The organism is Paenibacillus sp. Soil750 (assembly GCF_001428045.1).
GTDB lineage: Bacteria > Bacillota > Bacilli > Paenibacillales > NBRC-103111 > Paenibacillus_E > Paenibacillus_E allorhizoplanae.
Genome location: NZ_LMSD01000007.1, coordinates 1 through 12,831, shown reverse-complemented (window position 1 = coordinate 12,831; position 12,831 = coordinate 1). Strand labels below are relative to the sequence as shown.

Annotated in this window: 13 protein-coding genes; all 13 read left to right on the top strand. The window is 48.8% G+C overall.

The genetic code is table 11. The features are described from left to right. Positions 1 to 26: 26 nt before the first annotated feature. The 13 genes from ASL11_RS08210 (at position 27) to ASL11_RS08150 (ending at position 12,689) form a co-directional block, all read left to right on the top strand. Positions 27 to 1,769, top strand: coding sequence for a DAK2 domain-containing protein (locus ASL11_RS08210; protein ID WP_056612337.1), 1,743 nt, complete (start codon positions 27 to 29; stop codon positions 1,767 to 1,769). Positions 1,770 to 1,814: 45 nt separating this feature from the next. Continuing rightward, the gene (locus ASL11_RS08205) at positions 1,815 to 2,675 is read left to right on the top strand and encodes a DegV family protein (protein WP_056612335.1); all 861 of its coding nucleotides are present in this window, start codon (positions 1,815 to 1,817) and stop codon (positions 2,673 to 2,675) included. Between the two features lie 3 nt (positions 2,676 to 2,678). After that, positions 2,679 to 4,724, top strand: a complete 2,046-nt coding sequence (recG, locus tag ASL11_RS08200) for an ATP-dependent DNA helicase RecG (RefSeq protein ID WP_056612333.1) — start codon at positions 2,679 to 2,681, stop codon at positions 4,722 to 4,724. A 94-nt stretch (positions 4,725 to 4,818) separates the two neighbouring features. Then, entirely contained in the window at positions 4,819 to 5,085 is a 267-nt protein-coding gene (locus ASL11_RS08195) for a DUF1294 domain-containing protein (RefSeq protein ID WP_200962419.1), read from the top strand. A 520-nt stretch (positions 5,086 to 5,605) separates the two neighbouring features. Then, entirely contained in the window at positions 5,606 to 5,893 is a 288-nt protein-coding gene (locus ASL11_RS08190) for a stage VI sporulation protein F (protein ID WP_056612331.1), read from the top strand. A gap of 441 nt (positions 5,894 to 6,334) precedes the next feature. Then, the gene (locus tag ASL11_RS08185) at positions 6,335 to 6,706 is read left to right on the top strand and encodes a hypothetical protein (RefSeq protein ID WP_063795520.1); all 372 of its coding nucleotides are present in this window, start codon (positions 6,335 to 6,337) and stop codon (positions 6,704 to 6,706) included. Beyond that, entirely contained in the window at positions 6,703 to 7,980 is a 1,278-nt protein-coding gene (locus ASL11_RS08180; RefSeq protein WP_056612326.1) for a DNA polymerase IV, read from the top strand. Before ASL11_RS08185 ends, ASL11_RS08180 begins: the two co-directional genes overlap by 4 nt. Further along, positions 7,977 to 8,501, top strand: coding sequence for a hypothetical protein (locus ASL11_RS08175; protein ID WP_063795517.1), 525 nt, complete (start codon positions 7,977 to 7,979; stop codon positions 8,499 to 8,501). The genes ASL11_RS08180 and ASL11_RS08175 overlap by 4 nt, the downstream gene beginning before the upstream one ends. A 147-nt stretch (positions 8,502 to 8,648) precedes the next feature. Next, positions 8,649 to 9,329, top strand: a complete 681-nt coding sequence (locus tag ASL11_RS08170) for an SOS response-associated peptidase (RefSeq protein WP_056612323.1) — start codon at positions 8,649 to 8,651, stop codon at positions 9,327 to 9,329. 38 nt (positions 9,330 to 9,367) lie between these two features. Further along, positions 9,368 to 10,531: a metallophosphoesterase gene (locus ASL11_RS08165; RefSeq protein WP_056612318.1), complete on the top strand. Its 1,164-nt coding sequence runs from the start codon at positions 9,368 to 9,370 to the stop codon at positions 10,529 to 10,531. Between the two features lie 5 nt (positions 10,532 to 10,536). Next, the gene (locus tag ASL11_RS08160; RefSeq protein ID WP_056612317.1) at positions 10,537 to 11,079 is read left to right on the top strand and encodes a hypothetical protein; all 543 of its coding nucleotides are present in this window, start codon (positions 10,537 to 10,539) and stop codon (positions 11,077 to 11,079) included. 39 nt (positions 11,080 to 11,118) lie between these two features. After that, positions 11,119 to 12,099: a CobW family GTP-binding protein gene (locus ASL11_RS08155; protein ID WP_056612315.1), complete on the top strand. Its 981-nt coding sequence runs from the start codon at positions 11,119 to 11,121 to the stop codon at positions 12,097 to 12,099. A 131-nt stretch (positions 12,100 to 12,230) separates the two neighbouring features. Beyond that, on the top strand, positions 12,231 to 12,689 hold the full coding sequence (locus ASL11_RS08150) for a Fur family transcriptional regulator (RefSeq protein WP_056612313.1): 459 nt from the start codon (positions 12,231 to 12,233) through the stop codon (positions 12,687 to 12,689). Positions 12,690 to 12,831: the final 142 nt, after the last annotated feature.

The following is a 12,831-nucleotide window of genomic DNA, read 5'->3' as shown; positions in this document are numbered from 1 at the left end:
CCCGATAACCAGGAAGGGGAATCACTTTGAGTAAGCGCTTTATTTCAATAAATGGAAATGACTTCACTGCCATGGTCTTGGCGGGTGCGGATAACCTTCGCAGGAATGTAGATAAGGTTAATGGATTGAACGTATTCCCTGTACCCGATGGAGATACTGGCACCAACATGAATTTAACACTCACAGCAGGCTGTGAGGAACTGAAAAAGAAGCCATCTTCTCATATTGGGAAAGCAGCTGATGCATTGTCCAAAGGGTTACTGATGGGTGCAAGAGGCAATTCCGGTGTGATTTTGTCACAATTGTTCCGCGGTTTCGCGAAATATGTGCATGAATTAGAAAGTGTGAATGGTCAACAATTCGCGGCTGCCTTGCAGCAAGGCGTAGAAACAGCGTATAAGGCTGTTGTGAAACCGGTTGAGGGCACGATTTTAACGGTATCCAAGGAAGCCGCTAAACATGCCGTGCAATTCCGCCGCAGCAGTGATGTATTGGATTTGATGAACGAGGTTTTGGGCAGAGCCAAGGAAGCACTGGCCAAAACACCGGATCAACTTGCGATTCTTAAACAGGTCGGCGTTGTTGATGCGGGAGGCCAAGGTCTTGTCTGTGTCTACGAAGGTTTCGTTACGTCGTTAAGCGGCGGATTGGTACAAGTCGACGAGGACTTTGCAACGATGGATACGAATCTAGGTGAGGTATCGCTTCTTCCTGGCATGAACTTGGCCAAAGAAGTACATGCTCACATGCCAGCACAGGCCCATTTAGCCACGGAAGATATCGAATTCGGCTATTGCACGGAATTTATGCTTACGATTGCTCCAGGCAAGGTCAAGGGTTTTACATTCGATGAAGGTACGTTCCGTGATCAGCTTAGCAAGCTAGGAGATTCGCTCCTTGTTGTTGCTGATGAAGAGCTCGTGAAAGTGCATATTCATGCGGAATACCCGGGCGAGGTTATGAATCAAGCGATGAATTACGGCGCACTCAGCCGGATCAAAATCGAAAATATGCGTGATCAGCATTCACATATATTAGAAGACGTGACGCATGGGTACGAGGCTCCTGTCGTGAGTCCTGCTGCTGTTGCAGTAATCACAGTGCCAAATAAGCCGTATGGCTTCGTTGCAGTTGCACTGGGTGACGGGATTACGGACATTTTATCCAGTGTGGGTGTGGATGTCGTGCTGTCTGGCGGACAAACGATGAACCCAAGTACAGAGGATATCGTGAACGCAGTGAACAGTATTGATGCGGATACGATTTATGTGCTTCCGAACAACTCGAATATTATTTTGGCCGCGCAGCAAGCGGTTGATCTAGTCGATAACAAAACACTGATCGTCATCCCATCCAAATCCATTCCGCAAGGACTAGCAGCTATTCTGGCTTTCCAGGAGAAGGCGGATGCACAGACGAATACGGACGCGATGAATGAATCACTGCGACGTGTGAAATCCGGTCAAGTGACGTATGCGGTGCGTGATACGAACATGGATGGGATAGATATTAAACAGGGGCATTTCATCGGTATTCAAGATGGGCGGATTGTTTCTTCACAGCCAAGTCTGATGGACGCTTGCAAGAAGCTGCTGGAGGAAATGATCGATGAAGGCAGCGAAATTGTAACGATCCTGACGGGCGAAGATGCGACGGAGGAAGGAACGGGCGAGCTGGAAGCTTTTATCCAGACGTTGTATCCGGATATGGAAATTGAGCTTCATCCAGGTGGACAACCCTTGTATGCTTACCTTTTCTCCGTTGAATAGGATCGTACAAGCAGGTAGTGTAAATTCGTGATTGGAGTGAGCCCTGTGACAAATATTCGTATTGTAACGGATAGCACGGCCGATATTCCATTGGCTGTCAGAGAAGCGTTGAACATCGAAATGGTGCCGCTCAAAATTAATTTTGGCGAAGAACAGTATCTGGATACGGTGACGCTTCAGTCGGAGGACTTCTATCGCAAGCTGACGTCATCTGCGCATTTTCCAACAACATCAACGCCATCACCAGGTGAGTTTCTGGACGTGTATCAAAGCTTGTTAGAAAAGCCTGATACAGAGGTCATCTCTATTCATTTGTCTTCTGTGTTGAGTGGTACGTACAGGACGGCTGAGCTAGCTTCTACGCTGCTAGAGGGCGATCAGCTCGGCAAGGTTCACGTCGTCGATTCCTGCTCTGCTTCGTATGGTATTGGCGCGCTCGTTGTGGCTGCTGCTGAGGCTGTTCAGGCAGGCAAGAGTGTCGATGAAATTGTAGCGCTAGTTCAGACCATGAGAGCGAACTTTTATATATACTTCCTTGTCGATACGTTGGAGTTTCTTCAAAAGGGTGGTCGAATTGGCAAAGCGTCCGCGCTTCTTGGTTCTTTATTGAACATTAAGCCAATTCTTTCGTTGGACAGCGCAGGTGAAGTGAGCGTCGTTGATAAGGTTCGTGGTAACAAAAAGGCGATTGCACGCATTCTTGAACTGTTAGCGGCGGATGTGTCGGACAAGACGATTCGCTCGCTGCATATTGCTCATGCTAATAATTTGGAAGGTGCGGAGCAGCTGCGGGAGGCCATCGTGCAGCGGTTTGCTGTGGAGAACGTGGCGTATATTACCCTAGGCCCTGTTATTGGCGCACATGCTGGTCCAGGTACTATAGCAGCCTTCGTGAGTACGGTGTAAGAGATGGATCTAAATCAATGTCAAGTACGTGAAGTCCATGGAGTTGGCGCTCAAAAAGCACTTGAGCTAAACGCCATGGGCGTTTTTACGGTTATGGATTTGCTGGAATATATTCCGTTCCGGTATGAGGATTATACGGTTCGCGATCTAGCCAGTGTTAAGGATGGCGATCGTGTCACTGTAAAAGGCTATATCATCGGCGAGCCGGTCATGCAGCGCTACAGCGGCAAATCTCGCCTATCCTGCAAGGTGATGGTCGATGATTTCTTGCTGACGGCGGTGTGGTTTAACCGCCATTTTCTGAAGGATCGCTTGCGGCCGCAGCAGGAGATACTCCTGACTGGCAAGTGGGACGCCAAGCGGCGGCAAATGAGTGTGTCCGATTCGGAGTTCCCCGGACAAGGGGATTCGAATAGCGGCACGATTCAGCCGGTGTATTCGGTTGCGGGCTCGATTACGCAGAAATGGATGCGTAAAGTGATCGGGCAGGCGCTGACGCAGTACAGCGCTTTGATCAGTGAAGTGCTGCCGGCGGTTATTACCGGCAGGTATGGGTTTATGCCGCGCAGCAAGGCGCTGGCTGTCATCCACACGCCGAGTGGCGTGGAGGAGGGCAAGCAGGCGCGCAGGCGCATGGTATATGAGGAGCTGTTCCTATTCCAGCTCAAGCTTCAAGCTTACCGGGCTGTGACGCGCAGCCGGACGGATGGGTTGAAGCAGCAGGTCGATCTGCCTGCTGTACGCGCCTTCGTGCGCGCGCTCCCCTTCCAGCTGACGGAGTCGCAGAAGAAGGTCGTTGGTGAGCTCCTGCACGACATGCAGGAGCCCTACGCGATGAACCGACTGCTGCAGGGCGATGTCGGTGCGGGGAAGACGATCGTCGCGGCTATCGGGCTGTACGCGACGGTGAAGGCCGGTTACCAAGGCGCGTTGATGGTGCCGACGGAGATTCTCGCTGAGCAGCATAATCGCTCGCTCAGCACGTTGTTCGAGCCTTATGGGCTGCAGGTCGCTTTGCTGACCGGAAGCTCAACAGACCGCCAGCGACGGGATCTGCTGGCCTCTTTACAGATGGGCTTGATCCATGTATTGGTCGGGACGCATGCACTGATTCAAGAGGATGTGTATTTCCGCCAGTTAGGTCTGGTTGTGACGGACGAGCAGCATCGCTTTGGGGTGAACCAGCGCAGCATCCTGCGGCGCAAAGGGATGAATCCGGACGTGCTGACGATGACGGCGACGCCGATCCCACGCACGCTGGCCATTACGGCATTCGGCGACATGGACGTTTCGACGCTGCGCGAGCTGCCGAAGGGGCGTAAGCCGATCAAGACGTACGCGGTTCAGCATGCGATGCTGGAGCGTGTGCTCGGCTTTATTCAGCGCGAGGTGGCCGCTGGCCGTCAGGCGTATATTATTTGTCCGCTCATCGAGGAGTCGGACAAGCTGGACGTGCAGAATGCAATCGACGTCCATATTCAGTTGCAGCAGCATTTTCCGCAGATGCGGATCGGCTTACTGCATGGGCGTATGAGCGCGCAGGAGAAGGAAGCGATCATGCGCGCCTTTAAGGAAGGCAACGTGGAGGCGCTCGTGTCGACCACGGTGATCGAGGTGGGCGTGGACGTGCCGAACGCCACGCTGATGGTGATCTACGACGCTGACCGCTTCGGGCTGTCGCAGCTGCACCAGCTTCGCGGCCGGGTCGGGCGGGGCGAGCACCAGTCTTTCTGTGTGCTCATCGCCGACCCGAAGACGGAGGTCGGCAAGGAGCGCATGAAGGCGATGACGGAGACTACCGACGGCTTCGAGATTGCCCGGCGCGATCTCGAACTGCGCGGGCCGGGGGATTTCTTCGGCACGAAGCAGAGCGGGCTGCCGGAGTTCCGCATCGCCGATATGATGGCGGATTTCGAAATCATGGAGCAGGCGCGAGATGATGCAGCCGAGTTGGTCGGCGACTCGTCCTTCTGGACGGGGGCTTCGTTCATGCCGCTGAGGGCGTATTTGGAGCGGGCTCATATTTTTGACAGCGAAGTGCTAGATTAGTAGATAATGGACTGCGACACAAGTTGACCCCTAGCGAGTTCCCTTTTAAGATAGGAGTAGTTGCACTATTTTAGGGGAATGAAGGTGTACTGCCGTGACTTATTTTCTTATTTATTTATTATTGATGAATATCATTACGTTTATTGAGATGGGACATGACAAAGGACAAGCCAAAAAAGGCGGACGCCGTGTACCGGAAAAACGCCTGTTCCTACTCGCTGCTCTCGGCGGTGGGATAGGCGGTTGGCTCGGCATGCGCATGTGGCGTCACAAAACGAAGCATACTTCGTTTGTTGTGGGCTTTCCGCTGCTCATTGCGTTAAATTGCATTTGCGTTATTTTCATTGCCGTGTATATGTAAGTGAAGGGGACAGCTGCCGGGAACGGTGGCTGTTTTTTTTGTGGTATTAGGTAGGATGATGGCTCCTGCCGAACCGCGAACCCCCACCTAGCCGGTCGCGCACTTACCCCTGACAATTTAACGGGAAAAACTCCAGTTATTTTCTCTGAAATACCCCACTATTGAAGATTAGATGGATATTGTGCAGGTAAAATCAATGATTTTAGAAGTTCTTCGTATATTTGAGCAGAATACATGTATGAAACCCAGTTAATTGTGATTTTTCGATAAATAGTTCGTATTTAACTGTACCTTTTCCAGTTATATGATACCCCTGCCTTGCGTCGAACCTCACCGCGGCCCCGGATTCACGCGCTGCGTGTACAGCGGGGAAAGTACCCGAGTAGCGATCATTTTGCTGTAAATATCTTGTACCGTTTACAACTAACCTCTTAGGTTTTTCTTATATGCATCCGCCTCAGTCAAGTTTGCCTACATTCACTCATAAGATAGGAGCATGACGGGTATCGGAGGTGCGGGTATGAGTTATCAGCAATATGGCATCGATCCTGCGCTCGTGGAGCGTGTAAAGTTCAAGTTGAAAAACCCCGAGGTAAAGGAACGCATCAAAATGTTGCTGCAAGGCGTCACGAAGGCGGATTTACAAAACACGGCGAAGGTTACGCGCCTAATCGGTCTCGCTGCGGGCATTTTTGGAGAGAAGCTAAGTGGGAACCAAACGCATCAGATTTTAACGTTTATCCTGGCGCAAAAGATTGATCCGAACAACACGTTTCACTTGATTCGATTATGGTCTATATTTCGATAGCTGCGTGATGAAAACGCCACATGTGGAGCGTGAGATGCTCTGCTTGTGGCGTTTCTTCCTATGCCGATGTGGCATAGCAGAGAGTGACACAAAGCTCTCCTGTGATATTTGATGTCATGGCTACGCTTACCGCAATCTAATCGAATAGCTGCGAAAGACCTTTGGGTAAACTCCGTAAGGTCCTTTTTCATATGGGTACATTTTTATCCATGGGGAGACATGAGTACAAGCATATTAAGCTGAAATTCATTACACTGAACGCTTGGACATCTGCCTGAATGTTTTCAATTAATAGGTAAAAATTAGGTAGAGTAATTGAAATTAACTGTAGTTCATCCTTTTATTGGTGAAAAAATATCCAAAAAACCACTTGCATAACGAATACGTGTTCGGTATATAATATGGAAAAACGAATATATGTTCGCATATGGTGGTGAGAACATGAGTGGTTCATCAAGAGTAGAGACAGAAGAGGATGTTCAAATGATTAAGGAATACACACTGTTGCCGATTTTGCTTGATATGCTTGCAAGAGATATGGAGGAGCTTAAGGTTTATAAAGATAAAATTGTTTATAATCATATTCTTTTCTATCTCAGAGAGGTTGAGATGGGGATTTATCCAGAATTACAGCAGTTGAAAAGTAAGATGAAGCAGCGAGAGATTAAGGTGATTCACACGGAAATGAATGCTTTAGGGATTCAAGTCGAATACAAAGTTCGTGGTTACATTCATCATTTCACGATGCTGCGTAGTTTGGTCAAGGCTGAGCTTATGACTATGCTGATGAATATGCGGGGGGAATTGCGATGAGTAAGGGGAACAAGGGTGGGGAACGAACGATCTTCCTGGCGGATTGTCAGAGCTTCTACGCAAGTGTAGAAAAGGCCGATCATCCAGGTCTAGATAATAAGCCGGTTGCCGTAGCAGGAGACCCTGCGTTAAGGTCAGGTATTATTTTAGCTGCCTGCCCTGTTGCCAAAGGATATGGTGTATCGACAGCCGAACGGTTGGGTGAAGCGTTGAAGAAGTGCCCTGAGCTGATCGTTATGCGGCCACGGATGCAACATTATATTAATGTTTCGTTGCAAATAACCGAAATTTACCAGGAAGTTACGGATCTAGTTGAAATCTTCAGTATAGATGAACAGTTTTTGGATGTAACTGGAAGTATTCCGCATTTCGGAGATGCGATGACAATTGCTGAGACCTTGCAGTATAAAGTACTCAAACAAACGGGTGTTAAGCTACGGGTGGGGATTAGTTCCAATAAAATCCTAGCGAAAATCGCGACAGATATTTGGGCCAAAAAGAATGCAACCGGCATTTTCACACTGCTGCCATCCGCTATCGAGGAGCACTTGTGGAAGGAACCTGTCAGTAAAATGTTCGGTGTGGGTTCGCGGATGACGGCCCATTTTGCCAAATTGGGCATGTATAGCATTGGTGATGTGGCGCGGACGCCGCTGCCGCAGCTGAAGCAGAAGTTTCGTGCGCGTTTTGGCAAGCAGTCGGACATTCACGCGGAGGTCATGTGGCGAACCGCGAACGGGTTAGACGATAGCCCAGTCACGCCGGGTACGTTCGATACGCCTCCGAAGTCGATCGGCCATATGATGACGCTGCCGAGGGACTATGCAGAATCATCAGAAGTAAATACGATCCTCATGGAGCTGACAGAGGAGGTGTGCCGGGATTGCCGGCGCAAAGGCTATATGGCTTCTATCGTGACGGTCAGCTGTATGTGCAGTCCCTTTGATGCGCCGACAGGCTTCTCGCGCCAGATGAAGATGCCAGATCCGACGAATCATACTGGCACTGTTTTCCAAGCTGTGAAGCAGCTTTTCTATAAATTCTGGGACACGATGCCCGTTCGTCGTGCAGGTGTTATGTTAAGCCAGTTTGTGGACGATAAAACGTATCAGCTCACCCTTTTTGAAGATCAGGTGAAGGCACGTGAATTGGAGAAGGTAACGGATAGCATTAAGGATCGGTTCGGCAATGCGGCGATTGTTCGCGCGTCCTCCTTGACGACAGCTGGCCAAGCGAAGGTTCGCTCGCTCAAAATCGGAGGTCATTATAAATGAGCAAAAAATTGCAGAATAACGGTTTATGGGAGTCAAGCCGCATGATGCTGCCCCAGCACCGGGAAGCAGCGCAAAGCCAGCGTCATGACAAACCAGTTTCTACGAAGCGCCCGACAGCGGATGACATTAATATTATACGAGAATCTGTGCTTCTGCCGCTCATGCATACGATTATTGTACGAAGGGCGCGTGAAGTGGAGCGTTCCTCCGAGATGCTAAGGACACTCTATTCGAAGGTAGCCCAGGTGCTGGCCAAGAATATGCACGCCGATTTAGCCAAAGTGAAGCGTCATATGCTTGAGAATGACATGCATGTCGCGGAAGAGGAGAAAGACGATCAGATGATCCGTTACCGGTATCGGTGCCGTGAGCATGAAGATCGATTTACGATGACGAGGGACTATATGCGTGCGGAAATTGGTGCGCGAATCGGTCGATATGCCGACAGTCTGGTTACAACCATTTATGGAACGGATCCGCGTGTGAGTGTGTTAGAGAAGGAAACGAAGAAGAAATCGTGAATCTGCCTGAATATATCGCTAGCGCCCCTTCGTACAGCCTGAAGAAGAACAGTTCTTCAGGCTGTACGAATTGACGTAAGCCTATCTTTTTTCCATAATGGAGAAAGGGGAATGGGATAACGGTGTGAAGGAGAAGGATGTTAACCTATGTGCGGACGCTACACGATCACTGTAACGTTAGAGGAATTGATGCTGCGTTACGATATGTACGATACTTTTATGCCGAGATATAGCCCTAAATATAATGTTGCGCCCGGACAGCAGGTGATGGCGATCGTCCATGACGGGCAGCGAAATAAGCTAGGTGAACTGCGCTGGGGGCTGATTCCAGAATGGGCCAAAGATGAGAAAATTGGCTATCAGATGCTTAATGCGCGCTCCGAAACCTTGGCGGACAAGCCTGCCTTCCGCAAGCCATTTGAACGTAAACGCTGCCTGATCCCAGCAGATTCTTTCTATGACTGGAAAGGAAGCGGCAAGCATAAGCAGCCCATGCGCATCATGTTGCGCAGCAAGGAACTGTTCAGTATGGCAGGGCTTTACGATACATGGACATCTCCCGAAGGTGTGCGTATCTCAACTTGTACGATCATTACAACGGAATCGAACGAGATGATGAAGGATATTCATGAGCGTATGCCAGTCATTTTGCCACGGGAGAAGGAAGCTGTTTGGTTAGATCGCAGTAGGAAGAGTGTGGATCAACTTCGTCCACTTCTGCAGCCATATCCTTCGGAGCTTATGATGGCGTACCCGGTGTCTAGCCGCGTGGGGAATGTGCGGAATGATGATGAGCTATGTATAGAGCCGATCAGTCTTTTGCTTTAAACGGTAGAGGGTAGTAGAGAATAGGAGCGTCAAGAAACATGAGAAATGGTATGTTGCTTAGGGTCACGATTATACTTGCTATTGTAGCGGCGATCAACGGCTATATAGGCTGGCACTTGAAGGTTTTTTTATCGCATCTATTTGGTGCTTCATTTCATCCCTGGTTGTATTGGCCTGTGTTTTGGATCGTTGCGTTCTCCTATGTCATCGGACGGTTTGGAACGAAGGTGCTGCCTCCAACGCTAACACGACTGCTTAACATCATGGGTTCCTACTGGTTGGCTCTCATCCAATTCGGTGTTCTTATTTTGCCGGTCACGGATGTGGCGATTGGTGTGCTTTATGGTGCGTCTGTTTCGTCAGCTAGTTATGTGCCTATCCTAGGGTGGATCGTTATAGCCATTGTACTTATTCTCCTCCTAGCAGGCTCTTATCTGGCGCGAACACCGGTTATCCGCAAATATGAGATTACGATTCCTAAGCAAGCGGGGGACTGGAAACAGCTTCGGGTCGCAGTCGCTTCAGATATTCATTTAGGTGCCGTCGTTGGCAACCGCCATTTGCGCAAGCTTGTCAAGCATGTGAATGGGATGAAACCTGATCTGATTCTGCTGCCGGGTGATGTCATTGATGATGATATTAAACCTTTTATTCGTTATCAAATGGGACAGACCATGCGAGAGTTGCAGGCTCCGTTAGGCGTGTATGCTGTACTTGGCAACCATGAATACTATGGCGGACATATTCCAGCCTTCGTGGAACAAATGGAACAAATCGGCATTCGTGTGCTGATGGATGAAGTCATCCATGTCCAAGAACGCTTATTTATAGTGGGGCGTAAAGATAAATCAGCGGAACATGCCGCTGGGGGACGTAAATCGTTAGTCTCCTTGATGGAGGGACTAGACCTTGCGCAGCCGATTATCGTTATGGACCATCAACCGTACCAGTTAGACGTAGCGGCCGCCGCAGGCGTTGATGTGAATTTGTCAGGTCATACACACCGTGGTCAAATAGCGCCGAACCATTTGTTCACTAGACGGATCTTTGAACTAGATTGGGGCTATTTACGCAAAGGGAATTTACATGCGCTGGTGTCCTCGGGCTTCGGTACATGGGGACCTCCGATACGATTGGGCAGCCAATCGGAAATTATTGAGCTGACGCTCCATTTTACAAGTAATGATAGAGAAGAGGGGTAACACCTATGCAAGAGTTAGAGAAGAAACAAATTACACCTGTGGAGCTGGCGGCAGCGATGATGCAGTTTACGATGAAAAGTATAGAAAATAGCTGGGACACGTTGAAGCCTACTATCATTGCCTATCTACCACAACCTGTCTTAACGATGGCCAAAGAAGATGAGCTGTTAAGAGACATTTACGTAGCGGCTTTGGCGCTGGAGATTTACTGTATCCCGCACGCTTTTGAGGAAGAAACAGCACGTCTAGTCAGCTTGGGTATGGGCGAAGTGATGGCTTCAGACAACTTAGCGGAGCATCGACTATCGGAAGCGATTGTAGAGCATTATCTCCCTAGATTAGAGGCAATAGCCAAGGCGGCTCCAGCAGATTTGGCGCTTGAGCTTGTCCAAGAAGCAGCGAAAATCCTGTACGAACGCATAGAGCTTCCGTTGAAACCAGCAGATCCAAGTACAAGTTTATTGTGGGCAAAATTATTTCCTTTTTTAGCTGGTATCGTTGGGAAATGGCCTATCTTGGCTACGAAATTTGAAGTGAAGACAGAGTAGTGGGCGTATAAGCCTCACGACAAAGGGGGAGCAGCACGAATGGTCAACAAACGGGTTCATGTCTATGTGTTATCTGGATTTCTGGGGAGCGGTAAAACGACTTTACTTACCAAAGCTATTGATTATTTCACCGAAGCGGGCCGAAAGCCGGCTGTGATCATGAATGAAATAGGCGAAGTGAATTTGGATGGACAGTTAATCGCCAATGAAGTCCCCATGTCGGAACTGCTTGGCGGATGCATTTGCTGTTCGAGTCGCGGTGATCTTGCCACAGCATTGAACGAATTAGTGAGAGGGGAGCAGCCAGATATAATTTTCGTTGAATCGACGGGAATTGCGAACCCTATGGAAATTATTGATGAGATAACGGACGCTTCGCTCATACTTCCGATAGAGCTTTCAGCCATTATCACGGTTGTGGATGCCCCACAGCTGCTTGAATTAAATCGAACAAGTCGCGGCAAAACCTACCGGCTTATGCGTGATCAAATTCGTTGTGCGAACTTACTTTTGCTCAATAAGACGGACTTGCTGCAGGAATCGGCACTTCAAGAAGTGCATGATCTCGTACGGGAATGGAATCCTTATGCGGATTTGCATTATACCGTGTTCAGTCAGATTGATATCAAGTTAATTGAAGACATTCATACAGAGGGTTCTGCCGGGTCACCTATGCAGGTAGAATCGAACGAAGAGGCAGTTCCGCACAGCCACGAGCATCATCATTCGCATAACCATGTAATGGCATATACCCATTTTTTTGAACGGGCTGTAGATAGTAACGCATTTGAACAATTCGTGAGCCAACTTCCTCAGGAAGTGTATCGTGCCAAAGGGATTCTTAGCTTCTCGGATACATCGAGTCGGTTCTTATTCCAATATGCCTATAGAGAAATGGATTTTGTGAAAATAACGCCTAAAGGCGACGTGCCTGACGTAGCAGTCTTCATTGGGGAGAACTTTGCCAAGGATGTCATTCGCGCAGAATTGCTGAAATTAGAAGCGCAGTCCGATACCTAGAAGAACAACTAGCCGAAATGGCAAGTCCTGGGCTAAATCCGGTGAATACAATTTTCGTCATCGTTCTACACTTGACGCAAGTGGCCTATTTGCTGCACTATAATAGGAGAACATTTCAACACAGAGGGGTAATGCAAGTGAGTACGCATACGGATACGATCGATGAGATGCTAAGAGCGATGTCGCAGAAGGGCTGGCGTATTACAGAACAACGCAGAAGCTTAGCGACCTTATTCGCAGAATCGGGCAGTTACTTATCGCCGAAGGATGTTTATGAGCATATGAAAATGAAATATCCAGGCGTAAGCTTCGATACGGTGTATCGTAATCTCCGATTGTTGAGCGAGATGGGTGTTCTGGAGCAATTTCATTTGGCGGATGGCTTGAAGTTTAAAGCGAGCTGTTTGTCCCATCATCATCATCACATGATTTGTGTCAGTTGTGAGAAGACTGTGACGTTTGAGTTCTGTCCGATGAAGCTTGTAAAGGATTTGCCGGAGAGCTTTGAGATTCAAAGCCATCGGTTTGAAATATTTGGCTATTGTGCCGATTGTAAATCAGCTATGCCTACCGCTCAGGTGGGCGAGTAATTGACGTTATATGCGCATAAGAAAAAAGCAGTCTGCTGGGTGAGATGAACTGTGACCCGTAAGATGGACACTTTGAAAAAAGTGCCCTCTTACGGGTCATTTGTGTTTTAATCAGACTATGAGAATGGAGCGGAGGAAGAAA